At 67.2% G+C, this 22,729-nt stretch carries 19 protein-coding genes; 9 read left to right on the top strand and 10 right to left on the bottom strand.

Annotation, left to right across the window (positions count from 1 at the left end):
- Positions 1-85: 85 nt before the first annotated feature.
- Positions 86-2,236 (top strand): esterase-like activity of phytase family protein, encoded by a 2,151-nt coding sequence (locus N8I71_RS00380; protein WP_262875939.1) that lies wholly within the window; start codon positions 86-88, stop codon positions 2,234-2,236.
- Between the two features lie 109 nt (positions 2,237-2,345).
- Here N8I71_RS00380 and N8I71_RS00375 read toward each other — a convergent pair whose 3' ends face one another.
- Positions 2,346-3,260 (bottom strand): LysR family transcriptional regulator, encoded by a 915-nt coding sequence (locus tag N8I71_RS00375; protein ID WP_262875938.1) that lies wholly within the window; start codon positions 3,258-3,260, stop codon positions 2,346-2,348.
- A 102-nt stretch (positions 3,261-3,362) separates the two neighbouring features.
- Between N8I71_RS00375 and N8I71_RS00370 the strand changes: the two genes are divergently transcribed.
- Entirely contained in the window at positions 3,363-4,358 is a 996-nt protein-coding gene (locus N8I71_RS00370; RefSeq protein WP_262875937.1) for an NAD(P)-dependent alcohol dehydrogenase, read from the top strand.
- Positions 4,359-4,363: 5 nt separating this feature from the next.
- On the opposite strand, the gene N8I71_RS00365 is transcribed toward N8I71_RS00370, so the two are convergent.
- Together N8I71_RS00365 and N8I71_RS00360 are read right to left on the bottom strand one after the other, a co-directional pair.
- Positions 4,364-5,272: a DMT family transporter gene (locus tag N8I71_RS00365; RefSeq protein WP_262875936.1), complete on the bottom strand. Its 909-nt coding sequence runs from the start codon at positions 5,270-5,272 to the stop codon at positions 4,364-4,366.
- An 89-nt stretch (positions 5,273-5,361) separates the two neighbouring features.
- Positions 5,362-6,834 (bottom strand): ABC transporter substrate-binding protein, encoded by a 1,473-nt coding sequence (locus N8I71_RS00360; RefSeq protein WP_262875935.1) that lies wholly within the window; start codon positions 6,832-6,834, stop codon positions 5,362-5,364.
- Positions 6,835-7,149: 315 nt separating this feature from the next.
- On the opposite strand from N8I71_RS00360, the gene N8I71_RS00355 reads away from it, so the two are divergent.
- Positions 7,150-7,347, top strand: a complete 198-nt coding sequence (locus tag N8I71_RS00355; RefSeq protein ID WP_262875934.1) for a hypothetical protein — start codon at positions 7,150-7,152, stop codon at positions 7,345-7,347.
- A 16-nt stretch (positions 7,348-7,363) separates the two neighbouring features.
- Here the strand turns inward: N8I71_RS00355 and N8I71_RS00350 are convergent, their stop codons facing one another.
- Positions 7,364-8,641, bottom strand: a complete 1,278-nt coding sequence (locus tag N8I71_RS00350; protein WP_262875933.1) for an acetylornithine deacetylase/succinyl-diaminopimelate desuccinylase family protein — start codon at positions 8,639-8,641, stop codon at positions 7,364-7,366.
- Between the two features lie 122 nt (positions 8,642-8,763).
- Between N8I71_RS00350 and N8I71_RS00345 the strand changes: the two genes are divergently transcribed.
- Both N8I71_RS00345 and N8I71_RS00340 read left to right on the top strand, forming a co-directional pair.
- The gene (locus tag N8I71_RS00345) at positions 8,764-9,027 is read left to right on the top strand and encodes a hypothetical protein (protein ID WP_262875932.1); all 264 of its coding nucleotides are present in this window, start codon (positions 8,764-8,766) and stop codon (positions 9,025-9,027) included.
- Positions 9,028-9,038: 11 nt separating this feature from the next.
- Complete coding sequence (locus N8I71_RS00340) at positions 9,039-9,647, top strand: DUF1523 family protein (RefSeq protein WP_262875931.1); 609 nt, start codon at positions 9,039-9,041, stop codon at positions 9,645-9,647.
- Positions 9,648-9,721: 74 nt separating this feature from the next.
- Here the strand turns inward: N8I71_RS00340 and N8I71_RS00335 are convergent, their stop codons facing one another.
- The 3 genes from N8I71_RS00335 to N8I71_RS00325 form a co-directional block, all read right to left on the bottom strand.
- On the bottom strand, positions 9,722-12,076 hold the full coding sequence (locus N8I71_RS00335; protein ID WP_262875930.1) for an aldehyde dehydrogenase family protein: 2,355 nt from the start codon (positions 12,074-12,076) through the stop codon (positions 9,722-9,724).
- Between the two features lie 106 nt (positions 12,077-12,182).
- Positions 12,183-13,193 carry a deoxyribose-phosphate aldolase gene (deoC, locus tag N8I71_RS00330; RefSeq protein WP_262875929.1) on the bottom strand — a complete coding sequence of 337 codons (1,011 nt, stop codon included), beginning with the start codon at positions 13,191-13,193 and terminating at the stop codon, positions 12,183-12,185.
- Positions 13,194-13,275: 82 nt separating this feature from the next.
- Positions 13,276-13,722, bottom strand: coding sequence for a DMT family transporter (locus N8I71_RS00325; RefSeq protein WP_262875928.1), 447 nt, complete (start codon positions 13,720-13,722; stop codon positions 13,276-13,278).
- A 117-nt stretch (positions 13,723-13,839) separates the two neighbouring features.
- Here N8I71_RS00325 and rpe point away from each other — a divergent pair, with 117 nt between their 5' ends.
- Positions 13,840-14,520, top strand: coding sequence for a ribulose-phosphate 3-epimerase (rpe, locus tag N8I71_RS00320; RefSeq protein ID WP_262875926.1), 681 nt, complete (start codon positions 13,840-13,842; stop codon positions 14,518-14,520).
- A 48-nt stretch (positions 14,521-14,568) separates the two neighbouring features.
- Here rpe and N8I71_RS00315 read toward each other — a convergent pair whose 3' ends face one another.
- Positions 14,569-15,858, bottom strand: a complete 1,290-nt coding sequence (locus N8I71_RS00315) for an NAD(P)H-dependent oxidoreductase (protein ID WP_262875925.1) — start codon at positions 15,856-15,858, stop codon at positions 14,569-14,571.
- A 128-nt stretch (positions 15,859-15,986) separates the two neighbouring features.
- Between N8I71_RS00315 and N8I71_RS00310 the strand changes: the two genes are divergently transcribed.
- Positions 15,987-16,982 carry a zinc transporter ZntB gene (locus N8I71_RS00310; RefSeq protein WP_262875924.1) on the top strand — a complete coding sequence of 332 codons (996 nt, stop codon included), beginning with the start codon at positions 15,987-15,989 and terminating at the stop codon, positions 16,980-16,982.
- Between the two features lie 96 nt (positions 16,983-17,078).
- On the opposite strand, the gene ccrA is transcribed toward N8I71_RS00310, so the two are convergent.
- Both ccrA and N8I71_RS00300 read right to left on the bottom strand, forming a co-directional pair.
- Positions 17,079-18,374 (bottom strand): crotonyl-CoA carboxylase/reductase, encoded by a 1,296-nt coding sequence (ccrA, locus tag N8I71_RS00305; RefSeq protein ID WP_262875923.1) that lies wholly within the window; start codon positions 18,372-18,374, stop codon positions 17,079-17,081.
- A gap of 130 nt (positions 18,375-18,504) precedes the next feature.
- Positions 18,505-19,923, bottom strand: coding sequence for a 1-acyl-sn-glycerol-3-phosphate acyltransferase (locus N8I71_RS00300; RefSeq protein ID WP_262875922.1), 1,419 nt, complete (start codon positions 19,921-19,923; stop codon positions 18,505-18,507).
- 63 nt (positions 19,924-19,986) lie between these two features.
- Between N8I71_RS00300 and N8I71_RS00295 the strand changes: the two genes are divergently transcribed.
- Complete coding sequence (locus N8I71_RS00295; protein ID WP_262875921.1) at positions 19,987-20,604, top strand: class I SAM-dependent DNA methyltransferase; 618 nt, start codon at positions 19,987-19,989, stop codon at positions 20,602-20,604.
- 134 nt (positions 20,605-20,738) lie between these two features.
- A complete protein-coding gene (locus N8I71_RS00290) occupies positions 20,739-22,706 on the top strand; it encodes a protein meaA (RefSeq protein ID WP_262875920.1) in 1,968 nt (655 codons plus the stop codon).
- Positions 22,707-22,729 lie beyond the last annotated feature (23 nt).

The following is a 22,729-nucleotide window of genomic DNA, read 5'->3' as shown; positions in this document are numbered from 1 at the left end:
TCATCGAACCTACATGAAACCGTTACGCAGGCTTCACGCGACTGCGCCACAGCACGGGCGTACACAAACCCGTGGGGAGCCTCGAATGACGCCTCGTTTCGTAACGCTGACGTCCGCCCTTGCCCTGCTCGCCGGCCCGGCGCTGGCGCAGGACATGAACTTCAACCGCATCGCCTCGTTCATGGTCGGGCAGAACGCGCCCGAAGCCGAGGAGAGCTCGGCCGAGATCATCGCCGTCACCGAGGACGGCATGACGCTGGTCTATACCGACAGCCCGGCGGGCGTCGTCGGCTTCATCGACATCACGGACCCGGCAAATCCCACGGCTCTCGGCGCGATCGCGATGCCCGAGGGGGAGCCGACCTCGGTCGCCGTGCGCGGCATGACCGCCTATGTCGGCGAGAACACGAGCCCCAGCTTCACCGAGCCGTCGGGCGTGTTGCATGCCATCGACGTCGCGAACCGCAGCGTCAGCGCCTCCTGCGACCTCGGCGGCCAGCCGGACGCCGTGGCCATCGCGCCCGACGGCAGCTTCATCGCCGTGGCCATCGAGAATGAACGTGACGAGGATGCGGGCGATGGCCGCGTCCCGCAGATGCCCGCCGGTTTCGTGGCCATCATCCCGCTTTCGGCGGGTGACATGGACTGCGACGGAATGATCCGCGCGGACGTCACGGGCCTCGCCGACATCGCGCCAGAGGATCCGGAGCCCGAGTTCGTCTCGATCAACGGCGAGGGCGAGATCGTCGTCACGTTGCAGGAGAACAACCACATCATCGTCCTGGCGTCCGACGGCTCCGTCCTCGACCACTTCTCGGCCGGAGAGGTTGCCTTGACGGGCATCGATACGGAGGAAGAGGGCGCGCTGACCTTCGACAGCGAACTGACCTGGCCGCGGGAGCCTGACTCGGTCGCCTGGATCGACGACACGCATTTCGCGATCGCCAACGAGGGCGACATGGACGGCGGCACGCGCGGCTGGACGATCTTCAGCCAGGACGGTGAGGTGGTCTACGAGTCCGGCACATCCTTCGAATACGCCATCGTCGAGATCGGCCACTATCCCGAGGAGCGCTCCGGCAACAAGGGTGTCGAGCCCGAGTCCATCACCGTGGGCACCTTTGGCGGGACGCCGATGATCTTCGTCGGGGCCGAGCGTGCCTCGATCGTGGGTGTCTACGATGCAACGGACCTCGCGAACCCGGTTCTGCGCCAGCTTCTGCCGTCCGGCATCGGACCGGAGGGCTACGTCACGATCCCGTCGCGCAACCTGCTGGTCTCCGCGAACGAGACCGACCTCGGCGAGGACGGGCTCGCACGCGCGCATGTCATGATCTTCGAGTATCAGGAGGCGCCCGCAGTCTATCCGCACCTCACCTCCGCGGGCATGGATGAACTGACCGGATGGGCGGCCATCTCGGGGCAGGTCATGGCCGACGACGGAACGATCTACGCCGTCTCCGACAGTTTCCTCGGGATGCAGCCGACGATCTACCACATCGACGTCAGCCAGACGCCAGCCCGCATCGTCGACGCCATCCGCGTGACGCGCGAGGGGCAGCCCGCCCAACTTCTGGACATGGAGGGCATCGCGCTCGACGGTGACGGCGGCTTCTGGATCGCGTCCGAGGGCCGGTCCGACCGCCTGGTGCCGCACGCGATCTACCACGTGGGCGCCGATGGGGCGATCGAGGACTACATCGCGCTGCCGAACGAGCTTCTGGCGGTCGAGATCCGCTTCGGCTTCGAGGGGATCACGCGGGTCGGCGACATGCTGTACCTCGCCGTGCAGAGGCCCTGGCGTGACGATCCGGCGAACCATGCGAAGGTTCTCGGCTACAACCTCGAGACCGAGGAATGGTCGGTCATCCACTATCCCCTGACCGAGCCCGCGACGGGCTGGGTCGGCCTCTCCGAAATCGTGGCGCACGGCGACTGGGTCTATTTCGTCGAGCGCGACAACCAGGTTGGGGAAAACGCGGTGACGAAGCTCATCACCCGCGTGCCGCTTGCGGCGATGGAGGGGATGGTTGCCCTCGGCGAGACGCCGGCGGTGCTGGAACCGGAGGTGGTCGTGGATCTTCTTCCCTACCTCACCTCGACCGGCGGCTACGTGCTCGACAAGGTCGAGGGTCTGGCGATCGCGCCGGATGGGACAATGTGGGTCTCGACCGACAACGACGGGGTGGACGACCATTCCGGCGAGACGATGTTCTTCGCGATTTCGCCCATGTGATTGGACGCGGTCGATAATTTCGAAGCTGGCATTTCAAGAGTATCGCCCCCCGCGCGGTTTCGTGCGGGGGGCTTTTCCTTGCTGGAAGGCTGACTGCGGCGGGGCGCGGTCACTCCGGGTGGACAGTGTCGCGCCGCCCTTGGCTGCCGCGTCCGATGCGCGAAAACCCCTCGGCCAGGTGGTCGAAGACGAGCCGCACGCGGCGCGAGGTGTGAAGATCGCGATGTGCGGCAAGCCAGATCGGGAACCGCACCAGAGGCGGGGCCTCGGGCTGTGCCCTGACCAGAACCGGATCCGGGTCCCCGGCCCAGGTCGGCAATACCGCGACACCCAGCCCGGCCCGTGCGATCGCCCTCTGCGTATGGGAGTCTTCGCTGAAAAAGGCGAAGTTCTCGGCCGGGACGTCGACGCCGCGCTCGGCCAGCATGGACCTGTACTGATCGCCGATCAGGTATCCGATGAACGGCAGTGCCGTCAGTTCCCCGCGTGCCAGCAGATCCGGTGTCGCATAAAGCGCGGCCTCGTCCTCGGCCACGAGTTTCGCCGTCAGGTCCGGCTGGTCGGGCCGAACGTGGCGGATGGCGATGTCCGCTTCCCGTCGCATCAGGTCGCTCAGCGCATTGGACGCCACGACCTGGATCTGCAGCGCGGGCGCCTCCTCGCGAATGCGCCCCAGGATCGGCGGCAGCAACTCGCTCGCGTAGAGGTTCGAGGCCGTGATCGTGACCGCGCCGGCGATCTCCTGGCTCTGGCCGGTGGCGGCAAGGGCCGCGGCATGGGCGGCCTCGGCCATCGTGCGCAGGTGGTCGATGAGCGACAGGCCGGCCTCTGTCAGTTCCATTCGCTTGCCCGCGCGGGTGAAGAGCGTGACGCCCAGTTCTTCCTCGAGCGCGGTGACCTGGCGGCCGAGCGTCGGCTGGGTCAGCCCCAGCGCGCGCGCGGCCGCGGACAGCGATCCCGTTTCCGCCGTCGCCGCGACGGCGCGGGCCCGGTTCCAGTCGAAGGTGAGGCTTTTCCAATCCATGCATCATCGTATGGCAACCCTGCCAATTTCGTCAATTTCTTCAGGCAAGCTGCATGGGTATATCCAGCCCGACCCGAAGCCGCACCCGAAGGAGGGGAAAAGATGAAAGCAGCGCTCTACACCGAATACGGCGGTCCTGAAGTGGTCCGCATCGGCGACATCCCCCGCCCCCGGCCAGGCAAGGGCGAGATCCTCGTCCGCGTCGGCGCCGCCGGTGTCACGACCGCCGACTGGCGCCTGCGGGCCGCCGCATTCCCGGGGCTCTTCACGGCGCTCGCCGGCCGGTTGATGTTCGGCATCTTCGGCCCGCGCAATCCCGTTCTCGGCGGCGAGTTCGCGGGCACCGTGGCGGAGGTCGGTGCTGAGGTCACCGGCTTCGCACCGGGAGACCGGGTTTTCGGTTTCGCGATGCGGGGCGCCCATGCCGAATACATGACGATGCCTGCAAGGGGCGCGGTCCTGCAGACGCCCGAGGGGCTTTCGGACACCGAGGCGGCTTCCTTGCCCTTTGGCAGCCTCTGCGCGCTGGAGTTCCTGGATCGTTTCGCGGGCGTGAAGCCGGGCGAACGCGTGCTGATCCTCGGTGCTTCGGGCGGCGTCGGTGTCCATGCCGTGCAGGTGGCGGCCGCGCTCGGGGCGCATGTCACCGGCGTCGCCTCCGCCGCCCGCGAGGGGCTTGTCCGTGGGCTCGGGGCGGCGGAATTCGTGGATTATCGCACCACGCCACCGGCCTCCCTGACCGGGCCATACGACGTGATCTTCGACACCGTGGGCGCGCTCGGCTACCCGGAGGCGGCACCTATGCTGGCCATGGGCGGGCGTTTCGTGCCGTTGAACTTCGGCCTTGCCGACATGGGGCAGATGCGCCGCGCCCGGCGCAATGGCCACAGGGTGATCCTGAAGGTGAGTGGCGACAGCCGCGGAGGCCTGGAACGGATCACCGCCATGCTCGCCGAGGGGAAGCTGCGTCCCGTCATCGACAGGGAATATCCCTTCTCCGAGATACGTGCGGCCCATGAACATGTCGAAAGCCGCAGCCGCAAGGGCTCGGTCGTGCTCAGGATCGCTGACCGGAAGCATCTTCGGGCCGCGGCCTGATCGCCTCAATCACCGAGCGGGCGCCGGGCCAGCCGGCGCTCGCGCCAGACGATCATGAGCCCGCCCGCGATGATCAGGAGCGCGCCGGGCCATAGATCGTCGAGCGGCGCCTCGCCGAAGAATACCCAGCCAAGCAGGAGCGCGGTCGGTATTCCGAAATAGGAAAACGGCGCGAGGTTCGAGGGTTCCGTCATCCGGTAGGCGATGACAAGGCACAGGACCGCCGTTCCCCCGAAAGCCCCCATCGCCGCGATCCATCCGAGATCGGCCGCAGAGGCGATGGGTGTGAAGCCCCCCGTGGCCAAGGTCAGGGTCAGCGCGCCCATGGCCGCGATCGCCGCCGATTGCAGGTTCACCAGCGCGCTCGGCACGTCCTCGTCCAGAAGTCGGGACATCACGCCCGAGACGCCATAGAGCATTGCGGCGATCAGCGGCAGGATCGCGTCCGTGCTGAACCCGTCACGACCGGGCCCCATGACCATGACGACACCGGCAAAGCCGATCAGCGCGGCGGCCCAGCGAAACGGCCCCACGCGCTCGCCCAGGATCGGAGCGGAGAGCGCGACGATGAAGAGGGCATTGGAATAGGTGATCGTCGTTGCCGTGGCGAAGGCGAGCCGCCCGAGCGCGAGGTAGAAGCAGAACTGTGCTACCGTCACGGCCAGACCGCGGATCACCGGGATGTACCACTGCCGCATCCGCCAGGGCCGTCCGGCACGGTGCCAGGACCGCGTCGACCACAGGGCGATCAGGCCGGGGACAATGCCGAAGAGATTGCGCCACGCCGAAAGCTCCGCCGCGCCGTAGCGGGACGACAGGTACTTGATGACAAGGCCCATCAGATCGAAGAGCAGGATCGCGACGAGGCTGATCAGGATCGCGGGAAGGACGCGGTCGGTCGGTCTTGCTGCCATTCAGGGGAACCGTGCCGGGCATTCGGGCCCGCAGGACACGAACCCGATGCGGGGCCCGCCCGGTGAGGTCCGGGCGGGCGCATGGTACGTCATTCGGTCCAGTGCACCGCTGTCAGGTCATTGGCCTGCGTCGGCGAGTTCTCCCAAAGCCCTTCGATCGCGGCATTCGCGACCCCGGTCTTGGCGAGCTGGAAGAGGAACCCGTTGACGTAGTCTTCCGAGATGGCCGTCTGCATCCGTGCCAGGATCTCCGACCGGGCGGCCGGGTCCGTCGTGACCTCCAGTTCGGCGTTCATCGCCTGGAACTCCGGGCTGTCGTACTGGAAGTAGTATTCGGGGTTGGCGTAGATGTTGATGTCGAAGGGTTCGGTATGGCTGACGATCGTCAGGTCGAAATCGTGACCCCGGAACACCCGCTCCAGCCAGTCGGCCCATTCCATGTTGGTGATCTCGGTCTCGATCCCGACGTCGCGGAGCTGTGCCGCGATGATCTCGCCCCCGCGCCGTGCATAAGAGGGCGGCGGCAGCATCAGGCGCAGCGTCAGCCCCTCGGCGCCGGCCTCGGCCAGCAGTGCGCGGGCGGCGTCGGGATCGTAGGCCGAGTTGGCGGTGAGATCGACGTAGTCGGGGTTGTGGGGCGCGAAATGGGTCCCGATCGGCGTGCCGTAGCCGAACATCGCACCGTCGATGATATCCTGCCGGTTGATCGCATGCGTGATCGCCTGCCGGATGCGGATGTCGTCAAGCGGCGAGCCTGCGTTGTTCATGGCGAGGATCGTTTCGCCTTCGGTCGAGCCCACGACGACGCGGAACCGCGGATCGGCTTCGAACTGAACCAGCGTTTCGGGCGCCGGGAAGTTGGGGAAGGCGTCGACATCGCCCGACATCATCGCCGCGAAGGCGGCATTCGGGTCTGAGATGAACCGGAAGGTCGCGGCCTCGAGTGCAACCGGTTCGCCCCAGTATTCTTCGTTGCGAACGAGCTCGACCCGGTCGCCCTCGACCCACTCGGAAAAGCGGAACGGTCCCGTGCCCACGGGGTTCGTGGCGTTCGTGTCCGCGCTCTCGGGGGCCACGATCACCGCGTCGCCCCACGCCATCTTGAACAGGAACGCCCCGTCCGGCGCCGTGAGCGTGACGCGCACCGTGGTGTCGTCGACCGCCTCGACGTTTTCGATGCCCGCAAAAAGCGGCTTCTGCGCGTTCGTCGAATCCTCCGCCCGCGCCCGATCAAGAGAGAAGACCACGTCGTCGGCGGTCATCGTCGTCCCGTCGTGGAAGGTTACACCTTCGCGAAGCGTGAATGTGTAGGTGAGGCCGTCCTCGGAAATCTCCCAGCTTTCCGCGAGGCCGGGAATCACCGAGCCATCGGGCGCGAAACGGGTCAGGCCTTCGAAGACATTGGCGTAGACCACCTCGTCGATCGCGGCAGCCGCGCCGCCCGTCGGGTCAAGGTTCGGTGGCTCCAACACCATGCCGATACTGATGTCGGCCTGTTGCGCCAGCGCCGCGCTGGAGCCGAGTAGGAGCGCGAGTGCGCCGAGGCGTAGCGAACGAGTCATGGCAGAAGTCTCTCCCCGTGGTCTGCTTTTCCGCCATATTGGCGTGTTCGCAGGAAAAAAGCGCGCCGAAAATGCACTCGCGTGGCGGAAACGGAATGCCGGAACCGCCGCGGGAGGCAAGGGTTCGTTGCACGCGAATCGATCAGCGCGCCCGGACGCGCCGGGCAGTTTGTCTCGCGGACGTCACAACACGCTTCCAGCCAGGCGCGAATCGGACCACCCTTGCGCAGGTGTCGGCCCTGCGTCGGCCTACCAGCGGCGCGCAGTCTGGGGCGCGCGGCCGTCGGGACAGAGTGCAGCCGTGGGGGACCCGTGATGGAGAGACTCGAGCCCGAGGAAATCCTCGCCATTTCGTCAGACAAGATCGGATCGTTCATCAGGGCGCAGGCCAGCGCGCGAAGCCTCAGCCCGCTGGTGCGCAAGTTGAACGATGACCTGATGGGGGCCGATCCCAGCGCCAGCGAGATCGCGGCGCGCGCACTTCGGCATCTGGGCTTCATCGACCGCGCCTGAGCGGCGGACGGCCACCTCAGGCCAGCAACTCCCGCAGCGTCAGGGCCATGACCTTGGCGGCATCCGCCATATCGTCGATTCCCACCCATTCGTCCGGCTGGTGCGCAAGGTCGAGGATGCCCGGCCCATAGGCGATGCAGTTCTTCAGCCGCCCGATCCTGTCGATGTGCTTCTGGTCGTAGGTTCCGGGCGACACCACGAATTCGGCATGGCGATCCAGAACGCGCGTGATCGCGGCCTCCACGGTGCGCACGATCGGCGCATCCCGGTCGGTCATTGTCGGCTGCACCTCGAAGAGGTCGCGAATCTCGTAGCGAAGCTCGGGCCGCGCGGCGCGCACGCGCTCCATCAGGGCCCCGATCTCGGATTTCACCTCGGCGATGTCCTCCTCGATGAGGAAGCGCCGGTCGATGGTGATGCGGCAACGGTCGGGAACGCAGGGCGCCGGAAGGCCGGTATAGTCCTCGTCCTGTTCGGGCTCGCCGCCATGGATCGCGTTGATGTTGAGCGTCGAGGCCTTCGCCCCGTCGGGGACAACGGGCATCGCCGTACGCTTTCCGGCGAGAAGCGGAAAGAGCGTCGCTTCCATCTCGGCCAGAACGGCGCCCATGTGGCGCACGGCGCAGTCGCCGAGAAAAGGCATGGAGCCATGCGCGATCCTGCCCTGCGTCTCGATCTCGGCCCACCAGACGCCTCGGTGGCCAAGGCAGATCCGGTCCTTGTTGAGCGGTTCGGGAATGATCACGTGCTGAACGCGGGCGGGGTCGAAATACCCCTGCTCGGCGAGATAGGCGACACCGCCGTAGCCGCCCGATTCCTCGTCCGCCGTCGCGCTGATCTCGATCGCGCCGCGGAAATCCGGACAGACAGCCAGAAAGGCCTCTGCCGCGATGACGGAGGCCGCGATGCCGCCCTTCATGTCGCAGGTGCCACGGCCATAGACCCGTCCGTCCCGAACCTCGCCGCCGAAGGGATCGACGGTCCAGCCATGGCCTGTCTCGACCACGTCGTGATGGCCGTTGAAATGCACGCAGTCGCCGGGTGCCGTCCCTTCGCGCCGGGCCACGAGGTTCCAGCGGGGATACCTGTCGCTGTCTGCGGGCGCGCCATAAGCCCGGATCATCTCCACCGTGAATCCGCTCGCCTCGAGCCGTGCCGAAAGAAGTTCGCAGATATCGCGGTAGTGCAGGCCGGGAGGGTTCAGCGTCGGGATGCGGACCATGTCCTGCGTGAGTGCGACGAGATCGTCCCTCCGGGCCTCGATGGCCTCGATCAGTGCGGCGTCAATGTCCATGGCGCCAGACTGCGCCGGGTTGCCGCCCCCCGCAAGCCCTGCCATTTGCTGCCGTTTTGTCCTATATCGGTGAGCAGGGCCGTCAGGTCCGAGACCTCAGGCCCCGTCGAAGGACTGGAGAGATGATGCTCAATCTCGGACGCATGGCCGTCTTCCTCCTCATCGGGCTGACCGTCGTCTATGTCAGCGTCTATTTCTACTGGCGCTCCGGCATCCGGATGCGCCTGGAGGAAGACTGGGTCATGGAAGGCCGGCCCGGCGATCGCGACGGATGGGTCGAGGACCGTCTCGCCCCACGCGCCGCGCGGATCCGGCGGTGGCTGGTGTTTCTCGTCTATGTCCTTCCGCTCGCCGCGTTGTCGGTCTACGTCTACCTAACCAACTGAAGGCATGCCCCATGCGCTGGCCACGGATCATCTTCATCAGCATCCTCGCGCTCCTGATCGGGGCCTTCCTGCATTACACGCTGCCGCAGCGGGACATCGTGCGCATCGTGAACGTGGAAAGCCGCCTGACGGAGGTCGGCGGGCTGAACGGTTGGTTCTACGCCCAGCGTGACAGCGGCACGGCGCAGAGCACGGGGATGCGCGACATCCGCCTGATCTCCACGATCCGGCCCGATGGGCGCCCACTCGTCTATCGCAACGAGGATACCGGGCTTCTTTGGCCCCCCTATTTCAAGTTCGACAGCGAGGATCTTCAGGCGGAGGCCGCGAACCTCGCCTCGACCGAGGCGACGCCGCAATGGGTGGCCATCACGCATTACGGCTGGCGCTCGAACCTTTTGTCGATCTACCCGAATGCCGTGACGGTGCGGCCCGTGGCGGGGCCGGACGTGTCGTTGTTCCCGTGGCTCAATATCGTGATCCTTCTTGGGATCGCCCTGGTCATCTTCTTCGCATGGCGCATCTGGGAGCGGTTCGAGGACCGCGTGATCGAGCCGATGGTCGACTGGTTCGCGGTGCGCTGGGCGAAGATGAAGGACTGGGCGGCGGGACGGCGCTGAAGCGAAAGACTTGCAAGTCTTTCGCCGGGAGAATTGCAATTCTCCCCTGCATCTTCTTGCAAGAAGATGCCGCGTCACTCGCCGTAGGGCACCCAGATCGTCTTGACCTCCGTGGCGGCTTCGAGAAAGCGCCGTCCGCCGCCCGCGGACCCGAACCAGTCGGGGTTTCCACCGTGGTTCACCCATGTCCGCTTGAGGTTCCCTGCCGAGGCCGCCTCGATCTTCTTCGCATCGACGCGCCCCGAAAAGGACCAGAGCGCGTCGACGTCGAGATGCGTGGCGAGTGTCTGGCCAAGATCTTCCGGCTCCCCGGTCACGATATTCACGACGCCGCCGGGAACGTCCGACGTGTCGAGCACTTGGTAGAGGTCCGTCGCCGCGAGCGGGTAGGGCCATGATGGCACGAGCACCACCCGGTTCCCCATCGCAATGGCAGGCGCGATGAGAGAGATCGCGCCGAGCAGCGGCGCATCCTCGGGCGCGAGAAGCCCGATGACGCCCACGGGTTCGCGCATGGCAAGCGCCACGCCGCGGATCGGCACGGATTTCGCGACGCCGTCGAACTTGTCGGCCCAGGCCCCGTAGGAAAACAGCCGGTCGACCGAAGCCGCGACCTCGGCATGCGCGGCAGCGGCGGTCGCGCCGGTCATGTCCCGCAGCCGCCCGGCGAATTCATCCGCACGGGCCGAGAGATTCTCGGCAATGTAGTAGAGGATCTGCGCGCGCAGGTGCCCCGTGGCCTTCGACCAGCCGGGGGCCCCGCGCGCGGCCTCGACGGCGTTGCGGATGTCCTTGCGGTTGCCGATGCCGGCATGGCCGAGAAGCTTGCCGCGCCGGCCGAAAACGGGGTGGGAATAACCGCCGTCGGGCCGGACCTGCTTGCCGCCGACATACATCTTCGCGGTACGGTCGAGGCCCGGGGCCTCCACCGTGTCGGATGCCGGGACAGGTTCGACGGGCTTCACCGCCTTCAGGGCGACCATGGGTTTCAGGTAGGCCTGCATCCCCTCCCAACCGCCTTCGCGGCCGAACCCGCTCTCGCGGACCCCTCCGAATGGCGCGGCGGCGTCGAAGAGGTTGGTCGCGTTGACCCAGACTACGCCCGCCGCCAGCTTCGGCGCGATGTCGAGGGCGAGGTTGAGGTTCTCGGTCCATACCGTCGCAGCGAGGCCGTAGCGCGTGTTGTTGGCGAGTTGCACCGCCTCGGCCGGTGTCCGGAACGTGCCCGAGACGAGGACGGGGCCGAAGATCTCTTCCTGCATGAGCAGTGCCGCGGGGGAGAGGCCGGTGATCAGCGTCGGCGGGTAGAAGCACCCGGTCTGCGGCATGTCCACGGCGGCGCGGTAGACCTCGCCTTCCGTGTTGGCGTCCACCAGCCGCGTGATCGTCGCGTGTTGCACCGGGTCCACGACGGCTCCGACGTCGATGCACTTGTCGAGCGGGTCGCCGACGCGGAGCTTGTCCATCCGCGCCTTGAGGCGGGCGTGAAAATCGTCGGCAATACCTTCCTGCACCAGCAGGCGGGAGCCCGCACAGCAGACCTGCCCCTGGTTGAACCAGATGGCGTCGACCAGTCCCTCGATCGCGCTGTCGATGTCGGCGTCGTCAAAGACGATGTAGGGGGACTTGCCCCCCAGCTCGAGGGTGAGGGACTTGCCGGTCCCCGCCGTCGCCTCGCGGATGCGGCGGCCCACGGCGGTCGAGCCGGTGAAGGCGATCTTGGCGATGCCCGGATGATCGACGATGGCCTGCCCCGTCGCACCGTCGCCCGTGACGATGTTGACGACGCCCCTGGGTAGCCCCGCCTCGCGACAGATGTCGGCGAAGAGGAGCGCGGTCAGCGAGGTGTATTCGGCAGGCTTCAGCACCACCGTGTTCCCGGCGGCGAGCGCGGGCGCGATCTTCCACGCCAGCATCAGGAGCGGGAAGTTCCACGGGATGATCTGGCCGCAGACGCCGAGGGGCGCGTGGCCGGGGAGTTCTTCTGCAAGAAGCTGGGCGAGGCCCGCGTGGTAGTAGAAATGCCGCTGTGCAAGCGGCACGTCGATGTCGCGCGCCTCACGGATCGGCTTGCCGTTGTCGAGGGACTCGAGCACCGCGAAGAGGCGGGAATGCTTCTGGAGGAGGCGGGCCAGTGCGTAGAGGTATTTCGCCCGGGCATGGCCAGAAAGCTTCGCCCATTTCGGAAAGGCGCGGGTGGCGGCCTTCACCGCCGCGTCCACATCTCCGGCCGAGCCTTGGGACACCTCGGCCAGCACCTCGCCGCGGGCGGGGTTCTTCGTCGGGAAGGTCTCGCCGGGCGCGGTGAACCGCCCGTCGATGAAATGGCCGAAGGCCGGGCCGCGCGCGGCGATCCAGGCGCGTGCCTCGGCGTCGCCTTCCGGGGCGGGGCCATAGTCCATCGTGTCGAAGATCTCGCGGGTGGTCATCGTGATCGCCCTTCCTCGCCTGGTTGCTGGACTACGCCAGTTCTCCGGTCCGAATGACCCGGGTTGTTCGAGCCGTTTTCATTCAGGCAAACGCGCGCCGTGCCGCTCATGAAACCGGGTGCCTGTAGCTGGCCGAATAGGCGCCCGTCACGTGATGCTCCAGCTGCCGTTCGATATCGCCCAGAAGGCTCGATGCGCCGAAGCGGAACAGGTCCGGCTGCAGCCAGCGGTCGCCCAATTCCTCCTTCATCATCGTCATGTAGACGAGCGCGTCCTTGGCCTTGGAGATCCCGCCCGCGGGTTTGTAGCCGACCTTGAAGCCCGTCGCGGCCTCGTAGGCGCGGATCGCGCGGACCATGGTCAGCGTCACGGGGAGCGTGGCGTTCACGTTCTCCTTGCCCGTCGAGGTCTTGATGAAGTCCGCCCCCGCCATCATGCAGACAAGCGAGGCGCGAGCGACGTTGCGGAGTGTCCCGAGCTCTCCCGTGGCGAGGATCGCCTTCACATGCGCGTCGCCGCAGGCCGCCCGGAACTCGGCCATCTCGTCGTAGAGCGCCTGCCAGTCGCCGGTCAGGACGTGGCGGCGGGAGATGACGATGTCGATTTCCTTCGCGCCGGCCTTCACGCTTTCGCCGATCTCCTTCACGCGCAGAGCATAAGGAGAGAGCCCGGCGGGGAATCCCGTGGAAACGGCGGCGACCGGGATGCCGGAGCCTTCCAGCGCCTCGACCGCAGCGGGAACCATCTCGTGGTACACGCAGACCGCGCCGGTCGTGATGTGCGGCAGGCCGAGCGCTTCGAGGATGTCGGCGCGCACCGGTTGGCGCGCCTTGGCGCAGAGGCGGCGGACACGTCCCTCGGTGTCGTCGCCGGACAGCGTGGTGAGGTCGATCAGCGTGATCGCGCGGGCGAGCCAGGCGGCCTGGTAGTCCTTTTTGACCGTGCGGCGACCGGGCAGAGACGCCGCGCGTCGTTCGATGGCGCTCGTGTTGGCCTGGACCCGCGCGACCCAGTCGAGGTCAAGCGGCATGCCGGCGTTGCGCGGCAGGTGCACCTGCGGAAGCTGCCCCGGCCTGTCGGTTCCGAGGCGGTCGGTTGCGGTTTGCGGCTGGCTCATCGAAGGGGCCTGTCCTCGGGGGTCCGGACATCAGCGTCTCATGCGGGCGGGGCAAAGGCAAGCTTGACCAAACGGTCAAAAATCAGACGCGCGACAAGACCAGTCCCACGGCGACGAAGGCCACCGCGAGCAGGCGGGTCCAGCCGATTTCCCTCACCTGGAGGCCGAATCCGCCGACCGCGTCGATCACCAGTGCAGCGGTCAGTTGCCCGAGGATCAGCGCGGCCACCATCGTGACGGCGCCGAGAGTGCCGACCGTTGCCAGCGCGCTCCAGACATAGATTGCGCCGAACGCGCCACCGGCCCAGGCCCACCACGGCGCGTTGGCCAGCGCGCTGCCGTCGGGCAGGCCCGCGCGGAACAGCGCGATCGAAGACAGGATCGCCATGCCGACCGCGAAGGAAATCGCCGCCGCCGCGACGGAATCGCCCGTGTGAGCGGCCAGGCGCGCGTTGATCGGCGCCTGGAGTGTGCTGGCCGCGCCACCAAGTGCGGCGAGCGCGAGTGCCGCGATGATCTGAACGTTCATGATGAACCCTTCCCTGTCGCACGTAGCGTGACCCTCCGCGACCGCAGCGGCAAGGGGGCGTGACAGGGCAGGGCCGAGCGGCTAACAGGCGGCAGACACCGGGAAGGGGATGCCAAAATGCCGTTCGACCGCTCCGTGAAGATCGCGCCGTCGATCCTGTCGGCCGATTTCGCCAATTTCGGTGCCGAGATCCGCGCGATCGAGGACCAGGGCGCGGACTGGGTGCACGTGGACGTGATGGACGGGCATTTCGTGCCCAACCTCACCTTCGGCCCGCCCGCGGTGAAGGCGTTCCGTCGCCATGTGACGACGGTGATGGATGTCCACCTGATGATCGCTCCGGTCGATCCCTACATCGACGCCTTTGCCGAGGCCGGGGCCGATATCCTGACCGCGCATGTCGAGGCAGGGCCGCATATCCACCGGACGCTGCAGGCGATCCGGGCAGCCGGGATGAAGGCGGGGGTCGCGCTGAACCCCGGCACGCCGGCGGAGGCGGTGGAGCATCTGCTGGATCTTGCCGACCTCGTCTGCGTCATGACCGTGAACCCCGGTTTCGGTGGGCAGAAGTTCATCGACATGACCGGAAAGGTCCGGCGCCTGCGCGAGATGATCGGCGACCGGCCCGTGCATATCGAAATCGATGGCGGGGTCGACCCGCAGACGGCGCCCCTTGTGGTGCGGGCGGGCGCGGACGTGCTCGTTGCGGGTTCGGCGGTGTTCAAGGGCGGGTCGGTGGACGCGCCCGAGGTCTACGGCGACAACATCCGCGCGATCCGGGCCGCGGCCGCCGCGTAGGCCGGGCCCTTGGCCCAGAGGCCGCGGATAACGGGCGGATAGACCGCCCTAAACACCGATCAGCCTCCGGTATTCATCGGCCAGGGGATCGCCTGCGAGTGTCACGTCGCCCAGCCGCAGCATCTCGCCCGCGCGCACGTCGCGCGCCAGCGTCACGCCATGCGCAAGGCCCATCGGCAGGGCATCGCCGGCGGCGGTGAGCGGAAGCGCCTTGCCCCAGACCGTATGGCCGCCCTCGCCGTCGAGGCGTTCGCCCGCCGTCAGGTTTCGCTTGGCCACGCAAGCGACGGTGCCGCGCATCGCCTCGGCCCGGCCGGTGGGCTCCTTCCTGAGAGCCGCGCTCAGAACCGATACCGAGAGCTCAAGCCCGATCAGGTGGAAGGGCTTGTACATCGCCGCGTAGCGCCCGGTCGCGTCGGTCGGCAGGCCGTATTGCCGGAAACAGGCGGCCGCATAGTCGTTGGGCGCCTCCAGCACAACGTAGACGCCCCAGCGAAGGTCCCGGAACACCGGCCGCCCGTCACGTTCGAGCGAGGAGATGACCTCGACCATGCCGGAACCTTCGAGTTGCCCGCCCACATCGCGCGGGCGCAGCACATGGGCAAGGTCGTCCACCCCGCAAGGCGGAAATGCCAATCCATCCGACGGAACCGACAGGCCGCAGGCATTTGCGATCGCGACCATCTCGATGGCCGATTTCGTCCCGTCGAGGAAGGAGTTGAACATCTGCGGATTCATCCCCGCCGCTTTCGCGGCCTCGGGGTCGAGTCCGTAATGGGACCAGACATCATCGGGCGTGACGGCATGGTAGGCGGGGAGATACTTGGTTCCCTTGCCGGCGGCGGCGATTTTGAAGCCCGTTGCGCGCGCCCAGTCGACCATCTCGGCCACGAGCGCGGGCTGGTCGCCATAGGCCATGGAGTAGACCACGCCCGCCTTGTCCGCCTCGGCCGAGAGCAGGGGGCCGATGAGGGCGTCCGCCTCCACGTTCACCATCACGACATGCTTTCCGCCGGCAAAGGCCGCGCGCGCATGGGCGATCCCGGCCCTCGGGTTCCCGGTCGCCTCGATCACGACATCGACGTCGTCCCGCGACGCCAGCGCACGGCCATCCTCGAGGAAGGTCGTGGCCGCGATACGGTCGTCGTCCCAGCCCACATTGGCGCAGGCGGTCCTCGCGCCCTCCACGTCGAGGTCCGCGATTGCGGTCACGTCGAGGCCCCGGATCGTGGGCACCTGCGAAAGGAACATCGATCCGAACTTGCCCGCCCCGATCAGCCCCGCCCGTACCGGACGGCCCCTTTGTCCGGCCTCGGCCGCCAGATGAGCCAGTCGCATATGTGTGCCCTCCTCTCGTTTCGCCCGAGCCTAGGGCGGCAATCGCCGCGCCGCCAGTGCCGCCGCGTGGGCTTGCCCCGCTGCGGCCGCTTCGCCATGCTTGCGACCGGTGGCATGAGGTGCGCGCCATGAACGTTCAGACGATGGGAGAGCCGTCCGCGCCCGAGGCCGTCGCCTTCCGGCTGGACGGACGCGGCGGCGCGACCGAGACGGAACCCGGCGACCGGGACGGGGCAGCGCCGGGCGGCTTTTTCTGGCTGCAGCTGCCCGTCGGGGCGCCCGAAACCCCGGACAGACTCCGCGCCGCCGGTCTCGATGAATACGCCGTGGAGGCGCTTACCGCCGAAGAGACCCGTCCGCGCTGCACGGTCCACGAGGATGGCGTCGTGTTGATCCTGCGTGGCGTGAACCTGCATCCCGACTCCGAGCCCGAGGACATGATCTCGGTCCGGCTCTGGGTGACCGGGGACCGTGTGATCGGCGCGACGCGCCGCCCGCTCTACGCCATCGGCGATCTCGTGGCCGCCTGCCGCCGCGGTCAGGCGCCGCACAGCCCCGGCGATTTCGTGGCCAAGCTCGCGCTCCGCCTCGCCGACCGCGCCGAGCCCGCGGTCGCCGACCTCAACGACATCATGGACGACATCGAGGAGGCGGCGATGGACCCGGACGCGGAAATCCCGCGCGCTCCGCTTTCGTCCGCCCGCCGCTCGTCGATCCTCCTGCGCCGCCACCTCGTGCCGCAGCGCGACGCGCTGAGCACCCTCGAGATCGAGGACCTGCCCTGGCTCGCCGACCGCGACCGGTCGAGGCTCCGCGAAGCCGCCGACCGGGTCACGCGGCTGGGCGAGGAACTCGACGCCCTTCGTGACCGGGCGCAGCTTCTTCACGACCAGGTCATGGATCAGCGCGCCGAGCGGCTGAACCAGCGGATGCTCCTTCTTTCGGTCGTGGCCTCGATCTTCTTGCCGCTGAGCCTGCTGACGGGCCTGCTGGGGATCAACGTGGGGGGCATCCCCGGCGCGGGGCGTCCATGGGCCTTCTGGGTCGTCGCCGGATCAATCGTCGTCATCGGCCTCGCGCTGTGGTGGTGGTTCAGCCGGATGGGCCTGCTGAAGCGGCGCTGAACCCGCGAAACGCGAAACGCCCCGCCCGGGGTGAGGCCGGGTCGGGGCGTCGTGAACGGCCTCGGGGCGCAGGCCCGGGGCCGTAGTCTTTGCGTGTCAGCCGGCCGTCGGTCCCGCCTCGAGCACCTCTTCCAGCGTGCGAAGCCCGGTGCGCGGAGCCTGGACCAGCACGGCCATGTTCCCGGGCTTGTGCTCGTTGCGCAGCATCTTCATGTGCGCCAGCGGCAGCTCCTCCCACGGGAAGACCTCGGACATGCAGGGATCGAGGCGCCGGTCCAGCATCAGTTTGTTGGCGGCGGCGGCCTGTTTCAGGTGGGCGAAGTGGCTGCCCTGCAGGCGCTTCTGGTGCGACCACATGTGGCGCACGTCGAAGGTGCAGTTGTAGCCGCTGGTGCCCGCGCAGATCACGACCATGCCGCCCCGCTTCACCACGAAGGTGGAGACGGGGAAGGTCGCCTCGCCGGGGTGTTCGAAGACCATGTCGACGTTCACGCCCTTGCCGGTGATGTCCCAGATCGCCTTGCCGAAGCGGCGCACCTCGGCGAACCACTCCTTGTATTCCTCGGTCCCGACCTCGGGCAGCCGGCCCCAGCAGTTGAAGTCCTTGCGGTTGATCACGCCCTTGGCGCCGAGATCCATGACGAACTCGCGCTTGTCCTCGTCGGAGATCACGCCGATCGCGTTCGCGCCCGCGGTGTTGATCAATTGGATCGCGAAGGAACCGAGGCCGCCCGACGCGCCCCAGACCAGCACGTTCTGACCGGGCTTCAGGTCATGCGGCTCATGGCCGAACAGCATCCGGTAGGCGGTGGCGAGCGTCAGGGTGTAGCAGGCGGACTCTTCCCAGGTCAGGTGCTTGGGTCGCGGCATCAACTGCTGCGACTGCACGCGGGTGAACTGCGCGAAGGAACCGTCGGCCGTCTCGTAGCCCCAGATACGCTGGCTGGGCGAGAGCATCGGGTCGCCGCCGTTGCACTCCTCGTCATCGCCGTCGTCCTGGTTGCAGTGGACCACGACCTCGTCGCCGACCTTCCAGCGCGTGACCTTGTCGCCCACGGCCCAGACGATGCCGGCCGCATCCGAGCCGATGATGGCATAGGGCGCCTTGTGCTGCAGGAAGACCGAAACGGGCTTGCCGAGGCAGGCCCAGACGCCGTTGTAGTTCACGCCCGCCGCCATCACGAGGACGAGGACGTCATGGCTGTCGAGCTTGGGGGTATCGACCACCTCGACCTTCAGCGCCTCGGTCGGTTCGCCGTGCCGCTCCTGACGCAGGATCCAGCCGTACATCTGCGCGGGCACATGGCCGAGGGGCGGGATTTCTCCCATCTCGTAGAGATCCTTCTTCGGCGCGTCGTATTCCGCGATCGGAGAATGCTGATCGAGTGCCATGTTCGGGCCTCCGTGGTCTTGCCGATGTCCAGGTCCGATGCCGCGATGCGGAATCGCCCGATGCTCCTGCAGCGAGACATAGGAGGCGTCGCGCAACAAAGCAAACGAGAAAATGCGTATTTGCGAAATATTATGTCGCAGCGGTTGCTGCGGACGGCAGCTCGGCAAGGTTCCCGGGCTGTGGATGGTCGAGCAGATGCGCCACGGACGCCGCGTAGAAATCCACGAGTTGCCGCCCTTCCTTCGTCAGCGTCAGCGACCCGTCCGCACCGATCGACAGGAGCTTTCGTTCGGTGAAGGTCCTGAGGCCGGCCGCCAGGGTGTAGTCCTCGTCCTCTCGCGGCACGAGGACGGTCACGCCGCGCGACTGCGCCTCCGCGATCACGGCCCGGGCGCGGGCATCGAGTTCGGCTTCGGTCCGCGCGCCGCCTGCGATCACATGCGCCACGAGCGAGACCGGCGTCACCGGCATGACATGCGCGATCCGCGCCATCAGCTCGGTGCCGAGTGCCGCCGCCGGATCGATGTGGGGGTGGCTGAGGTACTCCGTCAGGCTGAGGGGATCGCCGAAGCTGACCGCGGCATAGCCGTAGCGGTGGAAGCGGCCTGTCATGCGCAGCCATGTCTGCCGCCGGAGATAACGCCAGATCGGCCTGAGGGAGAACCGGAACGCCCGCGTCCCGTTCTCCTGCGCCGCGATCAGGGTCCGGTCCTCCATCACGCGGTCGTAGTTCAACGCGACCGGAACGAAGACCACGTCGCGGGAATGCCCCGCCACGAACCCGTCGAGGATGTAGGAGATCAGCCCCAGCTTCGGCTTGCCGAGGGCGCCCGTGCGGCTGAGCCCCCCTTCCGGGAAAACCGCCTGCGTCACGCCCGCCTCGGTGGCCATCTGCACGTAGCGTGCGAGGACCTTGCGGTAGAGCGCGCTGTTGTGACGCCGCCGGATGAAGTAGCCGCCCATTGCCCGAACGAGCGACCGCAGCGGCCAGACCCGCGCCCATTCGCCCACGGCATAGGCAAGGGCCGAACGCTCGGCCGCGAGCCAGGTGACGAGCACGTAGTCCATGTTCGACCGGTGGTTCATCACGAAGATCACCGTGGCGCTTTCCGGGATCGCGGCCAGCGCGGCGTCGTTCGGGTGGGCCAGCCGCACCCGGTAGAGCGACTGGCTGAGTATGCGCGCGGCGCGGATGGCAAAGGAGAAATAGGTGAAGGCGGAAAAGCCCGGCACGATCTCGCGCGCGTAGCGTTCCGCCTTCTGAAAGGCCACGTCCTCGCGGACGCCGTTTTCCTTTGCGTGCTCCGCGATGGCGCGGGCGACTTCCGGGTCGTAGATCAGTCTTCGCACCGTATCCATGCGACGGGCGAGCTTGAACGGCTGGATCGGCCGCTCCAGCCGTTCGTTGAGGCGCCCGACCGCGTTCTCCAGCCGCCGCCGGAAATACCAGCGGACGGAGGGGAACAGGAAATGGGATGCGAACGTGACCGCTGCAAACAGCAGGATCAGCACGAATAGCCAGACCGGTAGTTCGACGGTGCGAAACATCGGCGAAACTTGTCAGGATTCCGCGGATGGCACAATCTGGCGTGAACCATGGAGGATCGGCGCATGTCGGACGAGGAACTGGAACGTGCCTACGCACTGAACTCGCCGGATGAGGCGCGCGCGCTCTATGAAAGCTGGGCCGGCACCTACGACACGGATTTCGTGGACCGGATGGGCTATGCCTCGCCCCGCCGCGCGGCGGAAATCTACCTCGCCGAGGGCGCCGACGAGCCCTGTCTCGATGTCGGCGCAGGCACGGGCGCGGTGGCCGAGCACCTCCGCGGCATCATGGTCGATGCGCTGGACCTTTCGGCCGAAATGCTGGGGGTCGCCGCGGGCAAGGGGCTCTATCGTCAGACGATCGAGGCCGATCTGAACGCGCCGCTCGATCTTCCCGACGCGGCCTATGGCGGCATGGTTTCGGCTGGAACCTTCACGCATGGCCATGTCGGGCCGGGCTGCTTGCCGGAACTTCTGCGCATTGTGCGCCCCGGTAGCCTTTTCGTGTTCACGGTCCTGCCCGGCGTCTATGACGGGATGGGCTTTGGCACGGCGCTGGCGCGGCTGCAGGCCGGTGGGCGGATCTCGCCCCTGCGCTTCGCCGATATCGCGATCTTCGAGAATGCCGGGCATGCGCATGCGGGCGACCGCAGCCTGGTGGTGATCTTTCGCAAGACCTGAAGCGCGGACCCCTGCACCTCGCTGCGGCGGCAAGGTGATTTGCCGCAACGCGGCGAATTGACAGGGACACAATGTTTTCCATATACCCCGCCTGACGAAATGAAATTGCCGAAATGCGATTCAGGAGGCTGCCGGTGACCGTACGCGAGAAAGACAAGCCCTGGCTCATCCGCACCTATGCCGGCCATTCCACGGCCAAGGCCTCGAATGCGCTTTATCGCGGCAACCTCGCAAAGGGGCAGACCGGCCTTTCGGTCGCCTTCGACCTGCCGACGCAGACCGGCTACGACAGCGACCATGAGCTTGCGCGCGGCGAAGTCGGCAAGGTCGGCGTGCCGATCAGCCATCTGGGCGACATGCGGACGCTGTTCGACGATATCCCGCTCGAGCAGATGAACACCTCGATGACGATCAACGCCACGGCTCCCTGGCTTCTCGCGCTCTATATCGCGGTGGCCGAGGAGCAGGGGGCGGATGTCGCGAAGCTGCAGGGCACGGTCCAGAACGACCTGATGAAGGAATACCTGTCGCGCGGGACCTATATCTGCCCGCCGAAGCCCTCGCTCCGGATGATCGCGGACGTCGCGGAATACTGCTATTCCAACGTGCCGAAATGGAACCCGATGAACGTGTGTTCCTATCACCTGCAGGAGGCGGGCGCCACGCCCGAGCAGGAACTGGCCTTCGCGCTCGCCACGGCCACGGCCGTCCTCGACGAATTGCGCCCCCGCGTGCCCGAGGACGATTTCCCGGTTCTCGTCGGCCGCATCTCGTTCTTCGTGAACGCCGGCATCCGCTTCGTCACCGAGATGTGCAAGATGCGCGCCTTCGTCGATCTCTGGGACGAGATCTGCGAGACGCGCTATGGCGTGAGCGACCCGAAATACCGCCGTTTCCGCTATGGCGTGCAGGTGAATTCCCTCGGTCTGACCGAGCAGCAGCCCGAGAACAACGTCTACCGCATCCTGATCGAGATGCTGGCGGTGACGCTGTCGAAGAAGGCGCGCGCCCGGGCCGTGCAGCTTCCCGCGTGGAACGAGGCGCTGGGCCTGCCGCGCCCCTGGGATCAGCAATGGTCGATGCGGATGCAGCAGATCATGGCTTACGAGACCGATCTCCTGGAGTATGGCGACCTCTTCGACGGCAACCCGGTGGTGGATGCGAAGGTCGAGGAGTTGAAGGACGGCGCGCGGGCCGAGCTTGCCAACCTGGATTCCATGGGCGGGGCGATCGCGGCGATCGACTACATGAAGTCGCGGCTGGTGGAGAGCAACGCCGACCGCGTCAACGCGATCGAACGCGGCGAGACCGTGGTCGTCGGCGTGAACAAGTATACAGCGTCCGAGCCCTCGCCGCTGATGGGGGAGGACGGTGGGATCATGGTGGTCGATCCGGCGGTCGAGGAGGACCAGATCGCCCGCCTGAAGGCCTGGCGCGAGGCCCGGGACGAAGGCGCCGCGCGCGCCGCGCTGTCCGATCTTCGCGCCGCGGCCGCCGAGGGGCGGAACGTCATGCCCGCCTCCATCGCCGCCGCGAAGGCCGGCGTCACGACCGGGGAATGGGCGGGCGTGATGCGCGCCGTCCACGGCGAGTATCGCGGACCCACCGGTGTCTCGAAATCCGTGTCCAACAAGACCGAAGGGCTCGACGACATCCGCGCCGCGGTCGATGCCGTCTCGGACCGGCTGGGCCGCCGCCTGAAGTTCCTCGTCGGCAAACCCGGCCTCGACGGCCACTCGAACGGCGCCGAACAGATCGCATTCCGCGCGAGGGACTGCGGCATGGACATCTCCTACGAAGGGATCCGCCTGACGCCCGCCGAAATCGTCGCCGCCGCGAAAGAGAACGAGGCCCATGTCATCGGCCTCTCGATCCTGTCGGGAAGCCACGTGCCCCTCATCGCCGAGGTAATGGAGCGGCTGCGGGCCGAAGGGCTCGGGCATGTGCCCGTTATGGTCGGGGGGATCATCCCCGACGAGGATGCCCGGACGCTCTTGGGATACGGGGTCGCACGTGTCTACACGCCGAAGGATTTCGAATTGAATCGCATCATGATGGATATCGTGGCGCTGGCAGATCCGGAATCGATCGCCGCCGAATAGGCGGATTCATGCGTTGAGTAGCC

The sequence above is a fragment of the Roseicyclus sediminis genome, assembly GCF_025515305.1.
Taxonomy (GTDB): domain Bacteria; phylum Pseudomonadota; class Alphaproteobacteria; order Rhodobacterales; family Rhodobacteraceae; genus Roseibacterium; species Roseibacterium sediminis.
Note: the sequence above shows the minus strand (reverse complement) of the source record. Positions and strands in the feature narration are given on the sequence as shown.

Coding starts and splice junctions, on each gene's coding strand:
- N8I71_RS00375 (WP_262875938.1), bottom strand. CDS start 3,260: ATGGATTGGAAAAGCCTCACCTTCGACTGGAACCGGGCCCGCGCCGTC.
- N8I71_RS00345 (WP_262875932.1), top strand. CDS start 8,764: ATGATGCTCAATCTCGGACGCATGGCCGTCTTCCTCCTCATCGGGCTG.
- N8I71_RS00350 (WP_262875933.1), bottom strand. CDS start 8,641: ATGGACATTGACGCCGCACTGATCGAGGCCATCGAGGCCCGGAGGGAC.
- N8I71_RS00325 (WP_262875928.1), bottom strand. CDS start 13,722: ATGAACGTTCAGATCATCGCGGCACTCGCGCTCGCCGCACTTGGTGGC.
- rpe (WP_262875926.1), top strand. CDS start 13,840: ATGCCGTTCGACCGCTCCGTGAAGATCGCGCCGTCGATCCTGTCGGCC.
- N8I71_RS00365 (WP_262875936.1), bottom strand. CDS start 5,272: ATGGCAGCAAGACCGACCGACCGCGTCCTTCCCGCGATCCTGATCAGC.
- N8I71_RS00340 (WP_262875931.1), top strand. CDS start 9,039: ATGCGCTGGCCACGGATCATCTTCATCAGCATCCTCGCGCTCCTGATC.
- N8I71_RS00370 (WP_262875937.1), top strand. CDS start 3,363: ATGAAAGCAGCGCTCTACACCGAATACGGCGGTCCTGAAGTGGTCCGC.
- N8I71_RS00335 (WP_262875930.1), bottom strand. CDS start 12,076: ATGACCACCCGCGAGATCTTCGACACGATGGACTATGGCCCCGCCCCG.
- N8I71_RS00310 (WP_262875924.1), top strand. CDS start 15,987: ATGAACGTTCAGACGATGGGAGAGCCGTCCGCGCCCGAGGCCGTCGCC.
- N8I71_RS00315 (WP_262875925.1), bottom strand. CDS start 15,858: ATGCGACTGGCTCATCTGGCGGCCGAGGCCGGACAAAGGGGCCGTCCG.
- N8I71_RS00380 (WP_262875939.1), top strand. CDS start 86: ATGACGCCTCGTTTCGTAACGCTGACGTCCGCCCTTGCCCTGCTCGCC.
- N8I71_RS00355 (WP_262875934.1), top strand. CDS start 7,150: ATGGAGAGACTCGAGCCCGAGGAAATCCTCGCCATTTCGTCAGACAAG.
- N8I71_RS00360 (WP_262875935.1), bottom strand. CDS start 6,834: ATGACTCGTTCGCTACGCCTCGGCGCACTCGCGCTCCTACTCGGCTCC.
- deoC (WP_262875929.1), bottom strand. CDS start 13,193: ATGAGCCAGCCGCAAACCGCAACCGACCGCCTCGGAACCGACAGGCCG.
- N8I71_RS00295 (WP_262875921.1), top strand. CDS start 19,987: ATGTCGGACGAGGAACTGGAACGTGCCTACGCACTGAACTCGCCGGAT.
- ccrA (WP_262875923.1), bottom strand. CDS start 18,374: ATGGCACTCGATCAGCATTCTCCGATCGCGGAATACGACGCGCCGAAG.
- N8I71_RS00300 (WP_262875922.1), bottom strand. CDS start 19,923: ATGTTTCGCACCGTCGAACTACCGGTCTGGCTATTCGTGCTGATCCTG.